Source organism: Ralstonia sp. A12 (assembly GCF_000801955.1).
Lineage (GTDB): Bacteria > Pseudomonadota > Gammaproteobacteria > Burkholderiales > Burkholderiaceae > Ralstonia.
Genome location: NZ_JSZO01000011.1, coordinates 218,415 through 239,881, shown reverse-complemented (window position 1 = coordinate 239,881; position 21,467 = coordinate 218,415). Strand labels below are relative to the sequence as shown.

Genomic DNA, 21,467 nt, shown 5'->3' with positions numbered 1-21,467 from the left:
CGACAAGGTTCGTTTCCCCAGCCCGGTCGTAGTCGACCCGACTGACTCGCCCTCGTTAGCCAGCCGGTCAGTTCGCCCGCGTTTGCCAGAACTTGCGATCCAACACGGGCCGCTCGCGCTGTTTCAGGTGACGCGCTGCCGAGCACAACTCCAGCGCGTGCTCGGCCTCCAGACTCCGGGCGCGCGTGAGCAACGTGTTGGACGACGGAAGCTTCCCCTTCCAGGCCAACAGCGTGTAGTTGCCGCCATCCTCGGAGAGCCAGATGGAGAACGACTCGCCAAAGACCGAACGGACTTCGTCCAGGTAGAAGGGAATATCGGGGTCGGTTTCCAGAAAATTGGCGACCAGCACACCGTTGTCGGCAAGCCGCGCGCGACACGCCGCATAGAAGTCCGCCGTACCGAGTTGCGCGGGCATACCGCACGCCAGGAAGCCGTCTACCAGAATGACATCCGGGTGCGCCTCCCGGCCTTTGACGTACTCCACGCCATCCGCGCAGATCACTTCGAAGCGGCTGTCATCCGGCGGAATCTGGAACGCATCGCGCAGGGCGATCACTGCCGGATCAATCTCAATGGCCGCGACGTGAGTCTCGGGAAGATGGTGGTAACAATATTTGGCCAGCGATCCGCCACCCAAGCCGATGATCGAGATCCGAGCCGGCGCCGGCTGCAGGAGCAAAAAGCTCATCATCGTCCGGGTATAGCCGAGCACCAGCTTGTTGGGCGCGTGACGGAACATGAGGCTCTGTATCGCGGATTCATCGAATTGGAGCGACACAATGTGGCCCGACTCCAGCACCATGGGCACCCCATCGTCGGCGTCTTCAGGGAATGGCAGGTCGGTATCAAGGAGGGGGTCGAAAGCGTCCATCCGCCCATTTTAATGGGTGAGGCCGTCAGAACTGGTTCACGCTCTCAGACCAGTACATGACGTGTTTCGACAAAGAAGTGCTGAATCTGCTGTTCAACGTCCGGATTGATCATCTGGTCCGGCCGCTTTCCGCGCGGACAGGCAAGCCTGGGCGTCGTGCCAAACAAGCGGCAGATCAAGGGGCGCTCCAGATACACCGAGCAGCCCTTGGCACCCAGATGCGGGCAGCTCAGGTTGTCCAATGCCGCGTCGTGCTCGGCATCGCTCTTGACGGGAAGCCTCGACATCTCTTCTGTTGAGGCCATCACCGGGCCACAGCAGTCGTGACAGCCGGGGACGCACTCAAATGCGGGGATGCGTGAGCGAAAAAATCGGATCTTTTGACTATGCATGGATGAACGTCTCCGGCACTCGACCAGACGCGATGATACGGCGTCGCTCCGTTCGGTACCGTCTGGTGCCACGCCGTCACGCCGCCTCTTCGGTCGGCACCCGCGCCTCCACCAGCAGCCGCTTGAGTTCCGGCACGCACGAGCCGCAATTGCCACCGGCTTTCAGGCAGGCCGTGATCTCGCCCGTCGATTGCAGACCCTTGGTGCGGATGGCATCACAGATGGTGTTGCGGCCGACGCCAAAGCACGAGCACACGGTCGGCCCCACATCGGCACCGGCCTCGATTGGCTGACCGAGCAGCACGCCCGCGCGGTCGAGGTCTTCCAGGCGCGCCTGCGCGAACAACCCTGCCAGCCAGTTGCGCGACGGCAGTTCCGGCCGTGGTGAGAGAAACACGCAGGCCTCGATGCGGTCATCCACCACATGCACGGCGCGATAGACGCGCGCGGTGGTGTCTTCGTATTCCAGCCAATCGGCATGCGGGTCAGTCACGCCGAGCAGTTGACGCGCCCAGTCGCGCACCGAGCCAATCTGCTGGCGCCCCGCCAGTTCGTAACGCACGAACTGCTTGCCCTGGATGCGCGTCCACCACGTCGCGTCATCGGTGTCCAGTGCGCGGCGCGAGAGCACGAAGCCGTGCCACGCCACATCAAACGGCTCGACCATCACCGGCGTGTGCTTGAACTCGGGCTCGCCCGAAACCGGGTCAACCACCGGATTGACGACCGCACCCACGCGCGCATCAGAGGCGAACTGCCCGTTCCAGTGGATCGGCACAAACACGCTGCCACGCGCGATGCCGCCGCTCATGCGCACGCGTGCCACCACACTGCCCCAGCGCGACGACACGCGCGCCAGGTTGCCTTCGCGCACACCGGCCAGCAGCGCATCGTGCGGATGCAGATCAACAAACGGTTCGGGCACGTGATCCGCCAGCTTGGGCGCGCGGCCGGTGCGCGTCATGGTGTGCCACTGGTCACGCACGCGGCCAGTGTTGAGGATGAGCGGGTATTCGCCGTCCGCCTTGTGTGCGGGCGCGCGGGCCGACGTCGGCACGAAGCGCGCGCGGCCATCGGCATGGGCGAAGCGGCCATCGCTGAAGAGGCGCGCTTCACTGCTGTCCGGCATGGCGACTGGCCACTGTACGGGCGCCATGTCGTTGTAGGCATCCGTGTCGAGCCCCGTTAGGCCGCCGAGGTGGAACGCACGGCGCACACCACCTGCGTCGTTGGCGTAAGCGGACAGGCGCGCATGCTCGTCAAACACGTCGCGCGGGCTTTTGAAGTCGAAGCCGTCGCAGCCCATGCGGCGAGCCACGTCGGCGATGATGTGCCAGTCGGCGCGGGCCTCGCCGGGGGCGGGCAGGAAGGCGCGCTGGCGCGAGATGCGGCGCTCGGAGTTCGTCACCGTGCCGTCTTTCTCACCCCAGCCGAGTGCCGGCAGCAGAATGTCGGCCAGTACGGTGGTGTCGGTGGCCTCCACGATGTCGGAGGCGACGACCAGTTCGCACTTGGCGAGCGCACGACGCGCCTGATCGGCATCGGGCAGGCTGACCACAGGGTTGGTACCCATGATCCACACGGCCTTCACGCGCCCGTCTTCAACGGCTTCAAACAGGTCCACCGCCTTCAGGCCCACCTTGTCAGCCATGCGCGGGGCGTTCCAGAACGTCTGCACCAGCTCGCGATGAGATGGCTCATTCAGCTCCATGTGCGCGGCCAGCATGTTGGCAAGGCCGCCCACTTCGCGCCCACCCATCGCATTCGGCTGGCCGGTGATTGAGAACGGCCCCATACCCGCACGGCCGATGCGACCCGTGAGCAGGTGGCAGTTGATGATGCTGTTGACCTTGTCGGTGCCCGCTGTCGATTGGTTGACGCCCATCGAGAACGCGGTGATGGTGCGCTCGGTATCCGCAAACCAGCTGTAGAACGTGAGCAGGTCGTCGAGCTTGAGCTTGCAGGCGCGAGCCACGGCTTCGACGTCGTCGCTCTCGGTGCCGGCGGCTTCCAGCGCGGCGTCGGGGCCGTTGGTATGCAGGGTGACGAAGTTGCGGTCCACCACGCCACGCCGCGAGAGGAACGACAGCAGGCCGTTGAACAACCACACGTCCGTGCCGGGCTTGATGGGCAGGTGCAGGTCTGCCAGCTCGCACGTGGCCGTGTGGCGCGGGTCGACCACCACCACCTTCATCTCAGGCCGCGCTTCCTTGGCACGCACGATGCGCTGGAACAGGATCGGGTGGCACCACGCGGTGTTGGAGCCTACCAGCACGATCAGGTCTGCCGCTTCCAGATCGTCGTAGCAGACGGGCACGAGGTCTTCGCCAAACGCGCGCTTGTGCCCCGCTACGGCCGATGACATGCATAGCCGCGAGTTGGTGTCGATGTTGGCCGTGCCAATGAAGCCCTTCATGAGCTTATTGGCAACGTAGTAGTCCTCGGTCAGCAACTGGCCGGAGACGTAGAGTGCGACGGAATCGGGGCCGTGTTCGTCGACGATGCGGCGGAAGCCTTGGGCGACGGTGTCGAGGGCGGTGTCCCAGGAGACGCGGTGCAATGGTGCGGGCTTGGCATCTACGTCGTGCGAGCGCTCGCGCATGGCGGGATACAGCAGGCGGCCGTCGAGGCTGACCGTCTCGCCTAGCGCCGAGCCCTTCACGCATAGGCGCCCTGCGTTGGACGGGTGGATGGGGTCGCCTTTGATGTCGACGCTGCCATCCGCTTGTGGGGTCGCCAGCACGCCGCAGCCGACGCCGCAGTAGGGGCAGGTGGTGCGCACCGCTTTGGTGGCCGGAAGGATGGGGATGGTCGTCATCGTCATCTCTGTATTGCTGTACGTGTGTGGTGCATCCCTTGTTTCATCCCCTGCCGGGGCTGACTCACTTTCTTTGTCTTGCCAAAGAAAGTAAGCAAAGAAAGGCGCGCCCGAGATGGCGACCCATCCCTTGAATTTTCGTAACCGGGCGGAGACGGGGAAAACTCGCTGCGCTCAGACAGTTCCCCGTCTTTCTTCCGCCCGCTTACGAAAATTCAAGGCGCCATCAAGGGCAGGAACGGCCAAACCATCTGGGCGCGTGTGTTGGCGCCGGGTTGTTCCTTGGTCAATCACGCGGCCTCCGCTTCGCACAGCGCGCGGCCGAACAACAGGCGTTGGCGGATCGGCGTGATGGGGGTCTGGCGCTGGATCAGGTCGAAATACCACGGGCCGTCGACAACGTCGCCGTACAACACTGCGCCGACAACGCGGTCTTCCTTCAGCACAAGGCGCTTGTACACACCGCGGCGCGGGTCGCGCAGCACGATGTCTTCGGTGCCGTCACCGCCGATGAAATCCCCTGCGGAGTACAGGTCCACGCCTGTCACTTTCAGCTTGGTCGCCGTGGCCTGCTGGATGTAGCGGCGGTGGCCTGCGCCGGCCAGGTGTGCGGCGCACACGCGAGCCTGATCCCAGATGGGCGCGACGAGGCCAAACGTCGCGCTACGGTGCTGCACGCATTCGCCTACGGCGTAGATGCGCGGATCGTAGGTCTGCAGGGTGTCGTCGACGATGATGGCGCGCTCGCAGTGCAGGCCGGCCGCCTTGGCCAGTTCAATGTTCGGGCGCACACCGGCCGTCATGACGACGAGGTCTGCGGGGATCTCGGAGCCATCCTTGAAGCGGATGGCAGTCACGCGATCCGTGCCGAGCAGTTCGGCCGTATGCGCACCGAGCAGGAAGCGCAGGCCCTTGGCCTCCAGCGCCTTCTGCAGCAGCGTGGCGGCGGGCTTGTCGAGCTGGCGCTCCATCAGCGTGTCAGGCAGGTGCACCACGGTCACGTCCATGCCCTGGCGCATCAGGCCGTTGGCGGCCTCCAGCCCCAGCAGGCCACCACCGATGACCACCGCGTGCCGATGGTTGCGCGCGGCCTCCAGCATCGTCTCTACGTCCTGAATGTCGCGAAAGGCAATCACGCCCGGCAGCATGTGCCCGGGCACCGGCAGGATGAACGGGCGCGAGCCGGTGGCGATCAGCAGGCGGTCGTATTGCATCTCCACGCCGTCGCGCGAGCGCAGCGTGCGGCGCGGGCGGTCGATGGCGACCACCGGGTCACCCGCATGCAGCGTGATGTGGTGCTGGTCGTACCACTCACGCGTGTTCAGCATGATGTCGTCGACCTGCTTCTCCCCCGCCAGCACCGGCGAGAGGAGGATGCGGTTGTAGTTGCCGTGGGGCTCTTCGCCAAACACGGTGATGTCGTACAGGTCCGGCGCCAGCTTGAGCAGCTCTTCGACCGTGCGCATGCCGGCCATGCCGTTGCCGATGACGACCAGCTTGGGGCGCACGATGGAAGTCATGCTTACGCCCCCACCCAGATGGTGCCGTTCTCGACCTTGGTGGCGTAGGCATGCACCGAGTTGGCAGGCGCCTCCAGACATTCGCCCGTCGCTAGATCAAAGTGCTGCTTGTAGATCGGCGAGGCAACGACGATGCGTTCGCCCAGGCTGCCAACCAGCCCGCGCGAGAGCACAGCTGCATCGGAGTTCGGGTCGTAGTTGGCGATGGCGTAGACGTGCTGCGGCGAGCTCCCGCCCACATGGAACACGGCGACCTGCTCATCGCCCACCAGCGCGCACACGCCGGTGTTGAGCACGATGTCGTCCAGGGCGCAGATGGGGGTCCAGTGATTGGCTTGCATGGTGATCTCCTTCTGGGTCGGGGGTCAGGCAGCTTCAGCAACAACGGGAATGCGGACCGGACGGGTCTTGCTACGCTCATCCGGCGTGGCGGGGCGAATCTGGCCGCGTTCTTCAACGAAGACGACGTTCGCATCCTTCGCGTCGCTGTTGACGAAGTGGCGGAAGCGCTTGCGTACCTCGGGGTTGGTCACGGCGGTCTTCCATTCGTCCTGGTAGGTGTCGACCACGTGCTGCATCTCGGTTTCCAGTTCGGCCACGATGCCCAGCTTGTCGTTGATGACCACATCCTTCAGGTAATCAAGGCCACCTTCCAGGTTGTCGCGCCAGGTGCTGGTGCGTTGCAGGCGGTCGGCCGTGCGCACGTAGAACATCAGGAAGCGGTCGACGTACTTGATGAGCGTGTCTTGATCGAGGTCCGCTGCCAGCAGTTCGGCATGGCGGGGCTTCATGCCGCCGTTGCCGCACACGTACAGGTTCCAGCCCTTCTCGGTGGCGATGATGCCCACGTCCTTGCCTTGTGCCTCGGCGCATTCGCGCGTGCAGCCCGACACGCCAAATTTCAGCTTGTGCGGTGAACGCAGGCCCTTGTAGCGGTTCTCCAGCGCCACCGCAAAACCCACCGAATCGCCCACGCCGTAACGGCACCACGTGGAGCCCACGCACGACTTCACCGTACGCAGCGACTTGCCATAGGCATGACCCGACTCGAAGCCGGCGGCGATCAGCTCTTCCCAGATCAACGGCAGTTGCTCCAGGCGCGCGCCAAACAGATCGACACGCTGGCCGCCGGTGATCTTGGTGTACAGGCCGTACTTCTTGGCGACCTGGCCCACGGCGATCAGGCCGTCTGCGGACACCTCACCGCCCGGCATGCGCGGCACGACGGAGTACGTACCGTCCTTTTGAATGTTGGCAAGGAAGTAGTCGTTGGAATCCTGCAGGCTGGCGTGCTCTTTCTTGAGCACGAAGTCGTTCCAGCACGAGGCCAGGATGCTCGCCACCGCTGGCTTGCAGATGTCGCAGCCCATGCCGTGGCCATGCGCTTCCAGCAGCGCCTCGAACGACTGGATGCGGCCCACGCGCACCAGGTGATACAGCTCCTGACGCGAATACGGGAAGTGCTCGCAGAGGTGGTTGTTGACGGCCAGGCCTTGCTTCTTCATTTCGGCCTTCATCACCTGCGTCATCAGCGGCACGCAACCGCCGCATGAGGTGCCGGCCTTCGTCGCATCCTTGAGCGCGCCCACGGTGGTAGCGCCGCCGCACACGGCCTGGCACAGTGCCCCCTTCGACACGTCATTGCACGAGCAGATTTGTGCGCTGTCGGGCAGCGCATCCACGCCCAGCGCCGGGCGAGCATTGCCATCGGCTTGCGGCAGGATCAGGAATTCCGGTGCCTCGGGCAGCTCGATGCGGTTGAGCATCATCTGCAGCAGCGTGCCGTACTCGGTCGCGTCGCCCACCAGCACACCACCCAGCAGGTACTTGCCGTCTTCCGACAGCACCAGCTTCTTGTAGATCTGCTTGCGCTCGTCGGTGAACAGCACGCTGCGGCTGCCCGGCGTCGTGCCTTGCGCATCGCCCAGGCTGGCCACGTCTACGCCCATCAGCTTGAGCTTGGTGCTCATGTCAGCGCCGGTGAAGGTGGATTCGCCATCGGCAGCCAGGATTTGCTTGGCGGTGATGCGCGCCATCTCGTAGCCCGGCGCCACCAGGCCATAAACCTTGCCGCCCCACAGTGCGCACTCGCCAATGGCATACACGTCCGGCGCGGAGGTGCGGCACTCGGAGTCGATCACGATGCCGCCGCGCTCGCCCACTTCCAGGCCGCAGGCGCGTGCCAGTTCATCGCGCGGGCGAATGCCGGCGGAGAAGACGACCATGTCGGCGTCCAGGTGCGTGCCGTCGGCAAAGTTCAGACGGTGCGTGCCGTCTTCACCATCGACGATTTCCACCGTGTTCTTTTGCGTATGGACAGTCACGCCCAAGTCTTCAATCTTCCGGCGCAGCATGCGGCCGCCGCCGTCGTCCACCTGCATGGCCATCAGGCGGCCGGCAAACTCGACGACGTGCGTTTGCAGGTGCATGTCACGCAGGGCCTTGGCGCATTCCAGGCCCAGCAGGCCGCCGCCGATGACCACGCCGGTCTTAGCGCGCTGGCCGCACTCGGCCATCGCTTCGAGGTCTTCGATGGTGCGGTAGACAAAGCAGTCCTTCCGGTCCTTGCCCGGCACCGGCGGCACGAACGGCGACGAGCCGGAGGCGATCACCAGCTTGTCATACGGCAGCACCTCGCCGGTGGATGCCGTCACCACCTTGGCCACCGTGTCGATGGCGGTGGCACGCGCGTTGAGCTTGAGCACCACGTCATCGCGGTCGAAGAAGCCCGGCGCCACCAGCGAGAGGTCTTCCGCCGTCTTGCCCGTGAAGAATTCCGACAGATGCACGCGGTCGTACGCAGGGCGTGGCTCTTCGCACAGCACCGTCACCTGCAGATGGTGGCCCGGCGCATGCAACAGGCTTTCCAAGAACTTATGGCCCACCATTCCGTGGCCGATGACAACGATCTTCATGGTCATGGTGATGTTCTCCTCAAGCGCCGCCAGCAGCGGCCAGCGTGTTGTCGTACAGCGCTTGTTCACGCGCCTTGTGTTCAGCCGAGAAGCGCACGGCCACGGCGCAGATGGCGGACAGCGCCACCAGCACGCCGAGGATGGACAGCGTGGCTTGCGTATCGGCCATGCCCTTGAGCAGGAAGCCCGCCGCCACTGCACCAGCGTTGCCGCCCGCGCCGATGATGCCGGCCACGCCGCCCAGTGCACGGCGGTCGATGAACGGCACCAGTGCATACGTCGCGCCGCACGCCATGTGGGTGAACAGGCCGAAACCGAGCATGGCCAGAATGGCCACCGTCACGCTGCCAGCGTGGGCAAAACCGAACAGGCCCAGGCCCTCGCCCAGCATCAGCACGCACAGCAGTTGGGTGCGGGCATCCAGGCCGCGCTTGGCTGCCACGCGGTCTGACACGATGCCGCCCAGCGCACGGGCAAACAGCGCCAGCAAACCGAAGCTGGCCGCAGCCATGCCGGCCGCCGACAGCGACAGGCCAAAGTGGTCGACGTAGTAGGTGACAGCGATGTTGTGGATGAAGATCTCCACGCCAAAACACGCACCGTAGGTGATGAACAGCAGCCACACGCGGTAGTTGCCGGCGGCCGTCACGAAGCTGCCCCAGCCACCCTTCTTGCCACCGTCCATGGTCTTGCCTGCGGCGCGCAGCGCGTCGAAATTGCCTTCCGGGCAGTCCTGCGTATAGCGCCAGTAGAGCGCTGCAACGATCAGCATGGCCACGCCCGGCACCACCATAGCGAGGCGCCAGCCCATGCTCTGCGTCACACCCATCATCACGATGGCCGTCAGCAGCAGCGGCATCGTGCCCTGCGCCACACCACCGCCTGCGTTGCCCCAACCGGCGGCTGCGGCGTTGGCCGTGCCCACCACATTCGGCGCGAACATCACCGACGTGTGGTACTGCGTGATCACGAAGCTCGCCCCGATCGCGCCAATCGCCAGACGGAAGAACAGGAAGGCCTCGTAGCTCTGCGCCGTTGCCACGCCCAGCACGGGAATGGCGCCGAGCACCAGCAACCCGGTATAGGTCTTGCGCGGGCCAAAGCGGTCACACAGCGGGCCGACCAGCAGCCGCACCAGAATCGTCACCGCCACCGCGGCGATGTTGATATTGGCGATCTGCCCGGGCGTGAGGTGGAACTCGCCCTTGAGCACCGGCATGAGCGGCGCGCAGGCAAACCATGCGTAAAAACACACGAAGAACGCGAGCCACGTCAGATGAAACGCGCGCATCTGCGGCGTGCGCAGGCTGAACAGATCGATTCGGGTGGCTTTGCCGGTCATGTCGAATCCCGCTTCCGAAAAAAAGAAAGGCGCCCGAGAACCGGGCTGGTATTGCCGGGTTCTGGGACGCCGTTGTCCAAATAGCCCTGAGCACCAGGGCCTTCACCACGAAGAGCGCGAATCGCCATTGACCCGCGCAATGGTGCTACGCAACAGGTGTGCCAGGTGCACAAAGCCTTGTGCTATCTCGGTTTGCCGGGAAATGGGCAGAAAACGTGCGGCGCGCGTGCCTCACACGCGAGCACTGCGCCGCACGGTTTCGGTGCAGGTGCGTTTCGGGATGGTGCGGCACAGCAAATGTGTCGGCCGCAAACCAAGGGCGACCGGCGCATCACATGTGCCGGTCAGGGGAACGTTGCCTGATCAGGCGTCGGGTTCAGTAGCCGTGCGTCACGATCGACAGCACGGACAAGTCCGGATGCGTGCCGTCGACAATGCTGCGTGCCACATGCACGCCTTCTTCCATGGCTTCTTCGGGGCTGCGGAAACTGTCGTCGCCGCCAGCATGAAAGGGCACCACATGGCCCGGCAGGTGCGGATCGGCGCCGGGGTGGCACACGTAGCCGGTGTAGGTGTAGCGGGCGACGTTGGTGCGCGTGGGCGACGGCACAACGTGAATCTCGAACCCTTCGTAGAGTTCTTGCGGTGCGGTTAGCTGGTCAGACATGGTGGCCTCGCTTGTGACGTGTACCTGCCGCGCCGACGCTTGTGGCGCGGCATGGCTGTCCTCGATGCAACCAGTCTAGGTGATGGGGTGTGGGTTGGAATCCGGCGGTTGGATGACATCGGCACCAACCGCCGTAAGCGCTCCGTACTGGCGCGTACTAAGCGCGTTTGATGAGCCGGATGATGAATAGCAGGATCACCGCCCCGATCACTGCCGTGATGATCGAGCCGATCCACCCGCCGCCCAGCGAGATGCCCAGCACCCCTGCCAGCCATCCACCGATGAATGCGCCGACGATGCCGACCACGATGTCGACAAAGATGCCAAAGCCGCCGCCCTTGACCAGCAGGCCGGCCAGCCAACCTGCCAATGCGCCGATGATCAACCAGGCAATCAAACCGTGTGAGGCCATGTTTGCGCTCCAAATAATGTGCGTTTTGAGGGACGTTGCTGCATAGGCATAGTAGGCGAAGACGGCGTCATCGCCATGTGACGCTCACGGGGTTTTTGCAATTGACCCGGAGCCAGTAACGGCTCCGGCAGACGGGCGCTGCGGCTCAGCGGAACACGTTCACCGCCTCCACCAGACGCGAAGCTTGAACGCGCAAACCTTCTGCGGCCGCCGCACTTTGTCCGATCAGCTCAGCGTTTTCCTGTGTGACCTGGTCTAGGTGGTTGACCGCCTGGCTGACCTGCGTGATGCCGTCGGTCTGCTGCGCGGTGGCCAGGCTAATGTCGGCGATCATGGCTGAGACCTTTTTGACCTGATCGACGATGTCGTCCATGGTCTTGCCAGCCTCATCGACCAGCTTTGAGCCGGACGCCACCTTCTCAACGCTGGCGCCGATCAGTTCCTTGATCTCCTTGGCGGCTGCGGCGCTGCGTTGCGCAAGGGCACGCACCTCGCCCGCCACCACCGCGAAACCGCGGCCCTGCTCGCCGGCACGCGCGGCTTCCACGGCGGCATTGAGTGCCAGGATGTTCGTCTGGAAAGCGATGCTGTCAATCACGCCAATGATGTCGGCAATCTGTTTGGCGCTCTGCGTGATCGCGCCCATCGTTGTCACCACCTCTTCCATGGCACGGCCACCGTTGAGCGCGGCCTGCGTGGCGGCACCGGACAGCGTATTGGCCTGCCCGGCGGTCTCCGCATTGCTGGCGACCGTGGCCGTCATCTGCGTCATCGAGCTGGAGGTTTCCTCCAGGCTGGCCGCGGCTTGTTCGGTGCGGGTGTTGATGTCGCCATTGCCCTTGGCGATCTCCTGGCTGGCCGATTGCACATTGACCACCTGCTCGGCCACGTCGTCGATCAGCCAGCGGAACATCAAACCGAGTTGGCTGATCGTGCGCAACGTCATGCCGATCTCGTCCACACGGTTCGCGATGGCGACTTTCTGGTTCTCGCCCGAGGCAACGCTCAGCGCCTGCTCCTGCAGCCTTTCGAGCGGCGTGGCGATCTGCACCTTCAGCGACCATGAGGCGAGTATCAGCGCGGCCAATTCTGCAATCGCAAAGCCACCGAGTGCCGCGCCGGACAAGCCAAACGCCCACGCCGCTACCAGCAGCGCTGGCAGCAACGTCAGGAAGGTCAGGCGAATGCGCCAACGCACCGGCATCACCTGGAATACCGAGCGCCAGGCCATCAACCCGGTCCGCACGATCAACCCCTTGTGAAACTTGCGGCTGCCCGCCTGACCGGTACGGAACTCCTTATAGAGTGCCTCGGCGGCAGCAATTTCCTCGCGCGATGGCTTGGTCCGCACCGACATGTAGCCGGTCGGCTGGCCGTTGCGCACCACCGGCGTGGCGTTGGCGCGCACCCAGTAATGGTCACCATTCTTGCGGCGGTTCTTGACCAGCGCCGTCCAGGGCTGCCCGGCTTTGAGCGTGGCCCACATGTCGCCAAACGCCTCGGGCGGCATGTCCGGGTGACGCACGAGATTGTGCGGCTGACCCTTGATCTCTTCGTGAGAAAAGCCACTGACCTCGACGAAAGCCGCATTCGCATAGGCGATGTAGCTCTGTGTGTCGGTGGTCGACATGAGCGTGGCGTTGTCGGGGAACTCGTATTCGCGCTGGGTAATAGGTTCGTTGACACGCATGATGGGGGGCTTCTCCTTGATGATTTATTTTGCAAACAGATCTTCGGCATAAATCGAGATTTATTAAGGCCAAAATAACCCTGCTCTCGTGGGGAAGACATCACGGCATCAACAAGCCCCGCAAAGATAACATCGTATGAGAATGATTATCAACTATCAATATTGCCCTATTTAGCGCCAAACAACGCCAATCACCTCGCTCACCCCCCCGCACTCAGTGCGTTATATGAAAACCTCTCCATCGATAATCACTCATTTACGTTAATTCTCGCGAGTTTCTAGACACACGACTGTTTCACGTTAACTGCCACACGTTTGCTTGATAGAATTTTTCACATAACGGATGTCCTGAAACGAAAGCGATGCCGGACACGGGCGCGACAGCACGCCACATCGCCAGCATCACCGGTGCGTTCTAAACTTTCAGAAATTCCTGAAAATTGAGAAAGATCAAAACCATGCAACTTTCTCCCTTGAAACAGCGCTTCGTCCTGCATTTCGGCGAGATGGGCAGCCGCTGGGGCATCAACCGCACGGTCGGGCAGATCTACGCCCTGCTCTACGCCGCGCGTGAACCGATCAACGCGGATGAGATTGCCGAAGCGCTGGGCTTCTCGCGCTCGAACGTGAGCATCGGGCTGAAGGAGTTGGAGTCGTGGAAGCTGGTGCGGCTCTCGCACAAGCCGGGCGATCGGCGCGAGTACTTCTCGGCCCCCGACGACATCTGGACCATCTTCCGCACGCTGGCCGAAGAGCGCCGCAAGCGCGAGATCGACCCCACGCTCTCGCTGCTGCGCGACGTGATGCTCGAATCCCCCAATGACCCGGACGACCGCCACGCCCAGGCGCGCATGAAGGAGATGTACCAGCTCATCACGCTCATGACCAACTGGTTTGACGACGTGCAGAAACTGGACGCCGACTCCTTGCAACAGCTCATGAAGATGGGCGCCAAGGTGCACAAGCTGCTGGAAGTGAAGAACAAGCTTGCCGTCGTCGTTGGCGGCGGCGGCAAGAACAAGTAGTCACGCCCCTGAGAAGAATCATGTCACTCGATCCTGTTGTACTGGCGCGCATCCAGTTTGGCGCCAACATCACCTTCCATATCCTCTTCCCCACCATCAGCATCGCGCTCGCGTGGGTGCTGCTGTTCTTCAAGCTGCGCTATCGCAAGACGGGCGATGAAGCCTGGATGGCTGCGTACCGCCTGTGGGTGAAAGTCTTTGCGCTCACGTTCGCGCTGGGCGTGGTGTCTGGCGTCACGATGAGCTTCCAGTTCGGCACCAACTGGCCGGGCTATATGAATACCGTCGGCAACATCGCCGGGCCGCTGCTGGCGTATGAGGTGCTGACCGCGTTCTTTCTGGAAGCCAGCTTCCTCGGCATCATGCTGTTCGGCACAGGCCGCGTGAGCCAGCGCATCCATACGCTGGCGACCTTCCTTGTGGCGCTTGGAACGACCATCTCGGTGTTCTGGATCATCGCGCTCAACTCGTGGATGCAGACACCCACCGGCTACGTGATGATCGACGGCCGCGCGCATCCGGAAAGCTGGCTGGCGATCATCTTCAACCCGTCGTTTCCTTACCGGTTCACGCACATGCTGCTGGCTTCTGGGTTGACGGTGTCGTTCCTGCTGGCGGGGCTGTCAGCCTATCGCTGGTTGCGTAACGACCGCGGCGCCGATGTGCGTGCCAGCCTCAAGACGGGTGTCGTACTGGCTGCGATGTTGATCCCCCTGCAGATCGTTGCAGGGGATGCGCACGGCCTGAACACGCTGGAGCATCAGCCGGCCAAGCTGGCCGCCATGGAAGGCATCTGGCAGACCGAGCGCGGTGTGCCTGCCGTGCTGTTCGGCATTCCGGACGAAGCCACGCGCAGCAACCGCTTCGAGATCGCCGTGCCCAAACTGGCATCGCTATATCTCAAGCATTCGCTCGACGGTGAAGTGCAGGGGCTGGACCAGTTCGACAAGCACCCGCCCGTGCTACCGGTGTTTTTCGCCTTCCGCCTGATGGTGGGCGTGGGGCTGCTGATGCTGGCCGTGTCATGGACGAGCGCCTGGCGCCTGCGCCGTAACGGCGAACTACCGCGCTGGCTGGCGCGTGCTCTCGTGGCGATGACGTTCTCCGGCTGGATCGCCGTGGTCGCTGGCTGGTATGTCACAGAGATTGGCCGGCAGCCGTGGCTGGTCTACGGCGTGCTGACCACCGCGCAAGCCGCGTCCACCGTGCCCGCCCAGATGATCGGCACCACGCTGGCGATGTACCTCGCGCTGTACGCCTTCCTCATTGCCTCGTATATCGCCGTGGTGTTCTACCTGGCCCGCAAGGCCGGCGGCGCCATTGACCCGACAGACGCCGACATGCCGGCCAAGCACAGCCCCCAACTTTCCGCCCCCGTCGCGAGCCACGCATGAGCACCATCCCTGACCTCACCCAACCCGCCGGCTGGCTGCCGGTGGTCTTCATGGCCCTGATGGGCATTGCCGTGCTGGCCTACGTGGTGCTGGACGGCTACGACCTCGGCGTCGGCATCCTGCTGCGCCGCGCCGATGACGCCGAGAAGGACACCATGATCGCGTCCATCGGTCCGTTCTGGGACGCCAATGAAACCTGGCTCGTGCTCGGTGTCGGCCTGCTGCTGGTGGCGTTTCCAGCTGCGCACGGCGAGATCCTGGGCGCGCTGTATTTGCCCGTCGCCATCATGCTGTTCGGGCTGATGTTGCGCGGCGTGGCGTTCGACTTTCGTGTCAAGGCGCGCGCGCACCACAAGCCGTGGTGGAACCGCGCGTTCTATGCGGGTTCGGTCATCGCCACAGCGGCGCAAGGCCTGATGCTGGGGCTGTACATCACGGGCTTCCAATACGACACGGCCAACATCGTCTTTGCGATCTGTACAGCGGGCGGGCTGATTGCCGGCTACCTGCTGCTGGGCGCCACGTGGCTCATCATGAAGACGGAAGGTGCGCTGCAGTTGCGCGCGGTGCAGTGGGCGCGCGGCAGCCTGTGGTTCACGGCGCTGGGTGTGGCCGCGGTGTCGCTCGCCACGCCGTGGGTCAGCACGCGCGTGTTCGACAAGTGGTTTGCCTTGCCCAACATCATCCTGCTGGCACCCGTGCCACTGGTAACGGTGGTGCTGTTCGGCCTGATCGACTGGGTGCTGCGCCGTCTGCCACAGCAGATCGCCAAGGGGGATGAACACCTGATCTGGGCCCCCTTCGTCGGCACCGGTGCGATCTTCCTGCTCGCCTTCAATGGCCTGGCCTACAGCCTGTTCCCGTATCTGGTGGTGGACCGGCTCGACATCTGGCAAGCCGCCAGCGCGCCGGAATCGCTCGAGTTCATGCTGGTGGGCGTGGCCATCGTGCTGCCGACCATCGTGGGCTACACGATCTACTCGTACAAGGTGTTCCACGGCAAGGCGACGGAGCTGCGGTACTACTGAAACATGCTGTCCGCCTGCATACCCGGATTGACCGGGCAGCGGGCGGACGTTTAGGCTCGTGTGCCCATCTACTCGCCTGCACACGACATGGTCACATGCTACCTCCGCTACATCATCAACCCGGCACGGCTTGCGGAATTCGAGGCCTACGGAAAGATGTGGATTCCACTGGTCGAGAAATTTGGCGGCCAGCACCACGGCTACTTTCTCCCCTCCGAAGGGGCGAACAATGTCGCGCTGGCGTTGTTCTCGTTCCCGAGCCTGGCGGCCTACGAGGTCTATCGGGAACGGTCGAAGAGCGACCCCGCTTGCATCGCCGCCTTCCAATATGCAGAGGAAACCGGCTGCATCGTCAGCTACGAGCGCAGCTTCTTCCGCCCTGTCTTCTCCTGACACCCGTCTAGCCCTGGGGCTTGCGCTGCGCCAGCACCCAAAGCATTGCTCCCACGGCTTCCGCCTGCGAGCGTGTACAGGTCTTCTCGTAGATAGCGCGCAGTTGCGAGCGCACTGTCGACATGGCGACATTGGCATTGGCGGCGTATTCGTCGGGCGTCTTACCGGCGATCAATGCTTCACCGACCGCAGCTTCTGCTGCCGATAAGCCGAAGGCCTGTCGCAACTGCACGGCCGTGACCGGCGCAGCATCACCACGACGGCGCGCCGTGACTAACATGGCGGCATCGCCAAACGCCGCGTGCGCCGCGCTGGCCGGCAATTGCGAGATCCCTAGAAAGATCTCGTGCGGTGCACCCATCGTGGTCCGCACGGCAAAGCTCTCGCCCTTGCGTGATTTCGCCACACGCCCTAGCGCGGCCTGAAGGCCATCGTTATCGGCGGCAAACGTGGCGCTCAGGCGCCCATGTTCAAGCCGCAGGCAAGTCGATGCACGCAGCAACGCTTCGGCCTGTGCGTTGGCAAACAGCACGCGTTGATCACGCCCGAGCGCAAACACGGCCAGGCCAAGCTGCTCCATCAATTCCGTGCCGAGGGCGGCATCGCGATGCAACACACGCGTGTCCTGCCAGAGGTTGATCGTGCGCTGCAGGTGGTTGGTCATGCCGACTGCGGTGGCGCGTTCCTCATCCGAGAAAGGCGTGCGACCACTGGCGCGCAGCATACCGAGCAGGATGTCACTGCCGCCTGGGCGTGCCAGCCGCACGCCCATCAGGTAGCGAAGGCCCGATGGCAATTGGTAGTCCTGGTAAAACTCGCTGCGCTCGATGTACGCGTCGGACACATAGTCCTGGCAGAAGGCGAACTCACCCAGCGCCGCACGCGCAACATGCTCGCGCCTAGGGTCGAGCGCGCCGTAGTACTGGTCGTAGCGGGCAATGGTTTCGTCGTACCCCCTTCCGGGGGAGTAAGTCGAAAGATGGGGAGCGTTGCGGACTGGGTCCCAACTGAACATGTGGAACACGTTGGCACCCAATGCCTCGGTGACGTTGTGGAACACCTCCAGGAAGCCATCCTGTGTCACCGCGGCTTCGTACAGATCACCAATGAGCTGGTCTTTGAGCAAGCGTCCCTCCCCCGAAGGATGGCTGTCTGGCCGTGCCGCCCGTCGCGCTCGCCGTGTTGGTCAGCGCCGGGCATGTTGTGTACGCAACCGTAGCACGTGCGTTTTCGCTCCGGCATCGTTCATTTGGCGTGCGCTTTCCTCCAAATGAAGGATGCGATGCGAAGGCCCTCCCTTTGAGAATCTCCGTGCCAAAAAGGCGGCGCCGCACGTACGGCGCACCCACGATCCAGCGGAGGACTCCATGAAACTCACCCCCATTGCACTCGCACTGGCCACCCTTGCCCTGTCGGCTTGCGGCGGCGGCGATTCCGGCAGCAACGCCAACACATCACCCGGCACCAATGTCCCGGCAGCACAGACCGTCAGCGGCGTAGCGGCCACCGGTGCCGCCATGCAAGGCGCCACCGTCACGCTCATGGACGCGACCGGCAAGTCGGTCAACTGCCCGGCCAACGCCACTACGGGGGCGTTCCAGTGTGCGGTGACGGGTCTCACCGCGCCGTTCGTGCTATCCGCCTCCGGCAACGTTGCCGACTCGCAGGCCACGCTGATCGCGCTATCCGCCAGCGCCGGCACGCAGACGATCAACATCACCCCCATCACCAACGCCATTGCCGCCACCATCGTGGGCGACAACCCGAGCAAGCTCCTGGGCAACACGGGCCTGCTGCAGAGCAAGGTGACCACGCAAAGCGTCTCCAGCACGGTGGCTGCATATGCCGCTGCGCTGGCCGACTTGCTGGCCTCGACAGGTAACACCGGGGTGGACCTGATCTCGGGCCCGCTGACCGCCGGCGCGCCGGGGCTCGACCGCCTGCTCGATCAGGTCAAAGTCAACGTGCTGCCGGACGGCAGCGTACAGATCAGCTCGGTGGCCGGTGCGTCGAGCGATACGCCCGCACAACTGCAGCTCTCCCCCGGCGTGGCGCCGCAAGCCAGCGACAAAGCCAGCCTGCCAAGCACGGCAACCATCAACGGCAACCCCGTCTCCAACCTGCCCACGGCCACCGACCTGGCGGCCCTGCAAACTGCCCTCAACCAGTGCTTTGCAGGCTCCACGGGTGCCGGGCGCACGGGCGGCAGCGTGCCCGTCTGCGGCCAGATCTTCGTGGATGACGTGACCAGCGGCGCGCGCATCAGCGGCGTGCCTTCGGCCTATCTGAACAACGGCATGACCGCCGACCAGGAATTCGGACCCGCAACCGGCGGCGGCACCCCCGGCCTGTTTGCTGACGACGCGATGAACAACGCCAGCTTCAGCCTGCCGGAGATCATCCGCGTGGCATCCAACAGCGGCGATACGCTGTGGGTCAAGCTCGCCTGGACCCGCGCCGATGGCCTGCGCGACGGCATGCAGCAACATGTGCAGGTGGCCGTGCAAGCCGCCTCGCGTGCGAGCGGCGACAACGGCTGGCGCATCGTTGGCAACCAGCGCGCCGTCCTCACCAAGGTCAACGCCAATGCGCAGAAGTGGGATTGGCTGAACAGCGCCACCGCCATGACCGGCACCAACGCGTTTGTCGATTCGATGAACATGCAGGTCGGGATCGTGGATGCCGGCGGCACACCGGTCGACTTTGCAATCGTCACCGGCCCGGGCCTGCGCAACGGGGTGTTCCTGCAGCCATCTTCCGGCACGTGCGACACGTTGAACATCCGCGCCCAGGTTGGCGCAGGCCAGACCGCGACGCAGCTTGCCGGGCTGAGCAGGCAAAACTCCTGCCGCAACAACTTCCGTCTGGCAGGCGTTGCGCAAGACCCGGCCAACCAGGGCCTGTTCACGTGGCCTGGCGACGCACCGCGCAACAATACGGCATGGGCCAAGCCGCAATTGACGGCATCGGAACTGGCGACCATCACGCCGTTCAGCGCCTACACGGTCGCCATCTACCAGGGTGGCAACACCAATCAGCCGTCCAAGACCTACACGGTCCGGCTGCGCACGCCGTCGCCTTCGCCCACGGCACTGCGCCAGTACACGTGGCAGGACATCTCGCAAGCCACACGCGACATCCTCACCCCGGGCACGGCATCGACGTTTGCGGGCGGCGCCACCCTGCCGGTCACGTGGACGACCAAGGCAGGTGTGCCGTTCGTGAAGCGCGTCAACGTGCAGATCCGCTCCACGGCTTCAGGCCAATCGCAGGTGTTCGTGAATGGTGTGGGCCGCGCCTCGCCGGCGGCGCCAGGTACCACGCTCACCGTCAACGTGGCGGGTGACCAGGGGGTGGCCTTCCCGGCAGTGGTGGGCTGGACTGGCACCACAGACATGTCGTTCACCAACATGTCGTGGGCAGATCCGCTTGACCTGAACTTCACTACGTCGGTCGAGTACGACCGCTAAACACGGAGCACACGGGGAAGTGCGGTGATCGGGCCCGCAAAGCTTGCCGCTTTGCGGGCCACGATCAACCCATCGTCGCCTCAAACACGCGCCGGTAGTTGCCGCCAAGAATCTGCCCCACCTCGGTCTGCGTGAAGCCGGCCTGCAGCAACGCAGTGGCCAGCGCAGGCAACTGCTTGTAACTGGTGAATACCGGCGGCTTGATGAAGCCGAGCATGTCGGTACCCAGCCCCACGTGCGCCACCCCCACCACATCGGCCATGCGCTTGATGCCCGTCGCCATGGCATCCAGGCTGGGGAAATCCGCCGCATTGGGCCATACGCCAATCACCCCGCCCGTCTCTGCCACCGCGCGCGCATGGTCGGCGGAAATCAATCGGCTGCGCGCCCTCGGCGATCTTGAAAGCGCCGTGTGCGACAGGACCAGCGGTTTGGTGGTCGTGGCCGCAGCGCGCTTGACCAGGTCGTACGTACCGTGGGCCACGTCCACCACAATCCCCAGCGTATTGCAGCGTCGCACCACCTCTGCGCCAAAGTCTGTCAGGCCACCATGCACGGGCGGCTCGGTCTGGATGTCACCAAGCTCATTCACGCGGTAGTGCGTGAGCTGCAGATGCCGCAGACGATGCTGCGTGTAGGCCTCGTCCACGCGTTCGATGCGACCCTCCAGAAAGTCCGCTCCCTCCGACGCGATGATGACGCTCGGGCCCTGCGTGCCCATGGCCGCCAGCGATGCGGCATCCGTCACCACATGCAGTTGCTCTTTATCGATCAAGCGCTGGGCACGCGCAAACTCGGTCAGGCCGAGCTGGTACAACTCGCCGGGCTCCGGCGTGCGGAAGGCTTCGAAACGGTTGCCGCTGGCGGCCACGTGCACCGCCGTTGTATCGGTGACGATGGCCAGGCAGATGACATGCATGCCGCCCGCCCGCATCGGTTCAGCTACCGGCAGGAAAGGCCGGTTGGCGCCCAACTTGGGATCGCGCGAAACGGTCACGCGGCCCGCATGGCTGTGGATGTCGATGGTGAGCGCGCCGGGAGGTGGCGTCCACGCGGTATCCGCCCCGGCATCGCCTTCGGTGTAGTTGGCGAAGTGGCCGGGTGCGCAAGCCGCCAGCCCCAAAGCGGCACCGGCAGCCAGGAACACGCGACGGCTCATGCGTGCTGACTGGGCCGCCGGTTGCACGGCAGTCGGCGCAGCGTCGACCAGTTGATAGCGCCACCCCGCCGGGTCGTCATGCAAGCGCAGCAGGCGGCCGCGCAGGCGGATGGCCTCGTCGCCCGTCGGCACAGGCTGTGTTGTGAACACCTCGATGCTCGTTGCCGGGTTGCGTGGCATGCTGCCGCCGCAGCAAGGCGCATCCGCCGAAAGCAAGAAGTAGTCTGCCGACGGCGCCGCCGCATCGAGCGGCAGCGCCCAACCCTCCATCTCGACAACGGTGTCGTGCAAGGCATCGGCCTCGCGTGTCTCGATGAGGATCCAGTCGATCGGCATGTGCGCTCCGCATGGTTGGGCTGCGGTATTGT

General features: G+C 64.1%; 17 protein-coding genes. 5 read left to right on the top strand and 12 right to left on the bottom strand.

From position 1 onward, the window contains the following. Nucleotides 1–67: 67 nt before the first annotated feature. From PI87_RS15085 to PI87_RS15040, 10 genes are all read right to left on the bottom strand, one after another. The gene (locus PI87_RS15085) at nucleotides 68–874 is read right to left on the bottom strand and encodes a fused MFS/spermidine synthase (protein WP_039598514.1); all 807 of its coding nucleotides are present in this window, start codon (nucleotides 872–874) and stop codon (nucleotides 68–70) included. Between the two features lie 44 nt (nucleotides 875–918). Then, nucleotides 919–1,266, bottom strand: a complete 348-nt coding sequence (locus PI87_RS15080) for a YkgJ family cysteine cluster protein (protein ID WP_039598513.1) — start codon at nucleotides 1,264–1,266, stop codon at nucleotides 919–921. Nucleotides 1,267–1,342: 76 nt separating this feature from the next. Continuing rightward, nucleotides 1,343–4,090, bottom strand: a complete 2,748-nt coding sequence (locus tag PI87_RS15075; RefSeq protein ID WP_039598512.1) for a nitrate reductase — start codon at nucleotides 4,088–4,090, stop codon at nucleotides 1,343–1,345. 284 nt (nucleotides 4,091–4,374) lie between these two features. Next, nucleotides 4,375–5,604, bottom strand: coding sequence for an NAD(P)/FAD-dependent oxidoreductase (locus PI87_RS15070; RefSeq protein WP_052321552.1), 1,230 nt, complete (start codon nucleotides 5,602–5,604; stop codon nucleotides 4,375–4,377). Nucleotides 5,605–5,606: 2 nt separating this feature from the next. After that, a complete protein-coding gene (gene nirD, locus PI87_RS15065; RefSeq protein ID WP_039598511.1) occupies nucleotides 5,607–5,945 on the bottom strand; it encodes a nitrite reductase small subunit NirD in 339 nt (112 codons plus the stop codon). A 24-nt stretch (nucleotides 5,946–5,969) separates the two neighbouring features. After that, entirely contained in the window at nucleotides 5,970–8,525 is a 2,556-nt protein-coding gene (nirB, locus tag PI87_RS15060; RefSeq protein ID WP_084209978.1) for a nitrite reductase large subunit NirB, read from the bottom strand. Nucleotides 8,526–8,538: 13 nt separating this feature from the next. Beyond that, nucleotides 8,539–9,861, bottom strand: coding sequence for an MFS transporter (locus PI87_RS15055; RefSeq protein ID WP_039598510.1), 1,323 nt, complete (start codon nucleotides 9,859–9,861; stop codon nucleotides 8,539–8,541). 376 nt (nucleotides 9,862–10,237) lie between these two features. Further along, the gene (locus tag PI87_RS15050; protein ID WP_039598509.1) at nucleotides 10,238–10,528 is read right to left on the bottom strand and encodes a hypothetical protein; all 291 of its coding nucleotides are present in this window, start codon (nucleotides 10,526–10,528) and stop codon (nucleotides 10,238–10,240) included. Between the two features lie 157 nt (nucleotides 10,529–10,685). Next, nucleotides 10,686–10,940, bottom strand: a complete 255-nt coding sequence (locus PI87_RS15045) for a GlsB/YeaQ/YmgE family stress response membrane protein (RefSeq protein ID WP_039598508.1) — start codon at nucleotides 10,938–10,940, stop codon at nucleotides 10,686–10,688. Nucleotides 10,941–11,085: 145 nt separating this feature from the next. Further along, entirely contained in the window at nucleotides 11,086–12,630 is a 1,545-nt protein-coding gene (locus PI87_RS15040) for a methyl-accepting chemotaxis protein (RefSeq protein WP_039598507.1), read from the bottom strand. A gap of 458 nt (nucleotides 12,631–13,088) precedes the next feature. On the opposite strand from PI87_RS15040, the gene PI87_RS15035 reads away from it, so the two are divergent. The 4 genes from PI87_RS15035 to PI87_RS15020 all read left to right on the top strand — a co-directional run bounded on the left by PI87_RS15035 (nucleotide 13,089) and on the right by PI87_RS15020 (nucleotide 16,470). Continuing rightward, complete coding sequence (locus PI87_RS15035; protein ID WP_039598506.1) at nucleotides 13,089–13,655, top strand: GbsR/MarR family transcriptional regulator; 567 nt, start codon at nucleotides 13,089–13,091, stop codon at nucleotides 13,653–13,655. 20 nt (nucleotides 13,656–13,675) lie between these two features. Beyond that, nucleotides 13,676–15,049 (top strand): cytochrome ubiquinol oxidase subunit I, encoded by a 1,374-nt coding sequence (locus tag PI87_RS15030; protein ID WP_039598505.1) that lies wholly within the window; start codon nucleotides 13,676–13,678, stop codon nucleotides 15,047–15,049. Then, nucleotides 15,046–16,077, top strand: a complete 1,032-nt coding sequence (locus PI87_RS15025) for a cytochrome d ubiquinol oxidase subunit II (protein WP_039598504.1) — start codon at nucleotides 15,046–15,048, stop codon at nucleotides 16,075–16,077. Before PI87_RS15030 ends, PI87_RS15025 begins: the two co-directional genes overlap by 4 nt. A gap of 87 nt (nucleotides 16,078–16,164) precedes the next feature. Next, the gene (locus tag PI87_RS15020) at nucleotides 16,165–16,470 is read left to right on the top strand and encodes an NIPSNAP family protein (RefSeq protein WP_039598503.1); all 306 of its coding nucleotides are present in this window, start codon (nucleotides 16,165–16,167) and stop codon (nucleotides 16,468–16,470) included. Nucleotides 16,471–16,477: 7 nt separating this feature from the next. On the opposite strand, the gene PI87_RS15015 is transcribed toward PI87_RS15020, so the two are convergent. Beyond that, a complete protein-coding gene (locus PI87_RS15015; RefSeq protein ID WP_039598502.1) occupies nucleotides 16,478–17,596 on the bottom strand; it encodes a helix-turn-helix transcriptional regulator in 1,119 nt (372 codons plus the stop codon). 241 nt (nucleotides 17,597–17,837) lie between these two features. On the opposite strand from PI87_RS15015, the gene PI87_RS15010 reads away from it, so the two are divergent. Continuing rightward, entirely contained in the window at nucleotides 17,838–19,940 is a 2,103-nt protein-coding gene (locus tag PI87_RS15010; RefSeq protein ID WP_039598501.1) for a hypothetical protein, read from the top strand. A 64-nt stretch (nucleotides 19,941–20,004) separates the two neighbouring features. Here the strand turns inward: PI87_RS15010 and PI87_RS29450 are convergent, their stop codons facing one another. Beyond that, a complete protein-coding gene (locus PI87_RS29450) occupies nucleotides 20,005–21,435 on the bottom strand; it encodes a dipeptidase (RefSeq protein WP_084209973.1) in 1,431 nt (476 codons plus the stop codon). Nucleotides 21,436–21,467: the final 32 nt, after the last annotated feature.

Excerpts from the sequence above, each read along its gene's own strand:
- PI87_RS15085 (WP_039598514.1), bottom strand. The coding sequence starts at position 874 with ATGGACGCTTTCGACCCCCTCCTTGATACCGACCTGCCATTCCCTGAA.
- PI87_RS15080 (WP_039598513.1), bottom strand. The coding sequence starts at position 1,266 with ATGCATAGTCAAAAGATCCGATTTTTTCGCTCACGCATCCCCGCATTT.
- PI87_RS15075 (WP_039598512.1), bottom strand. The coding sequence starts at position 4,090 with ATGACGATGACGACCATCCCCATCCTTCCGGCCACCAAAGCGGTGCGC.
- PI87_RS15070 (WP_052321552.1), bottom strand. The coding sequence starts at position 5,604 with ATGACTTCCATCGTGCGCCCCAAGCTGGTCGTCATCGGCAACGGCATG.
- nirD (WP_039598511.1), bottom strand. The coding sequence starts at position 5,945 with ATGCAAGCCAATCACTGGACCCCCATCTGCGCCCTGGACGACATCGTG.
- nirB (WP_084209978.1), bottom strand. The coding sequence starts at position 8,525 with ATGACCATGAAGATCGTTGTCATCGGCCACGGAATGGTGGGCCATAAG.
- PI87_RS15055 (WP_039598510.1), bottom strand. The coding sequence starts at position 9,861 with ATGACCGGCAAAGCCACCCGAATCGATCTGTTCAGCCTGCGCACGCCG.
- PI87_RS15050 (WP_039598509.1), bottom strand. The coding sequence starts at position 10,528 with ATGTCTGACCAGCTAACCGCACCGCAAGAACTCTACGAAGGGTTCGAG.
- PI87_RS15045 (WP_039598508.1), bottom strand. The coding sequence starts at position 10,940 with ATGGCCTCACACGGTTTGATTGCCTGGTTGATCATCGGCGCATTGGCA.
- PI87_RS15040 (WP_039598507.1), bottom strand. The coding sequence starts at position 12,630 with ATGCGTGTCAACGAACCTATTACCCAGCGCGAATACGAGTTCCCCGAC.
- PI87_RS15035 (WP_039598506.1), top strand. The coding sequence starts at position 13,089 with ATGCAACTTTCTCCCTTGAAACAGCGCTTCGTCCTGCATTTCGGCGAG.
- PI87_RS15030 (WP_039598505.1), top strand. The coding sequence starts at position 13,676 with ATGTCACTCGATCCTGTTGTACTGGCGCGCATCCAGTTTGGCGCCAAC.
- PI87_RS15025 (WP_039598504.1), top strand. The coding sequence starts at position 15,046 with ATGAGCACCATCCCTGACCTCACCCAACCCGCCGGCTGGCTGCCGGTG.
- PI87_RS15020 (WP_039598503.1), top strand. The coding sequence starts at position 16,165 with ATGGTCACATGCTACCTCCGCTACATCATCAACCCGGCACGGCTTGCG.
- PI87_RS15010 (WP_039598501.1), top strand. The coding sequence starts at position 17,838 with ATGAAACTCACCCCCATTGCACTCGCACTGGCCACCCTTGCCCTGTCG.
- PI87_RS29450 (WP_084209973.1), bottom strand. The coding sequence starts at position 21,435 with ATGCCGATCGACTGGATCCTCATCGAGACACGCGAGGCCGATGCCTTG.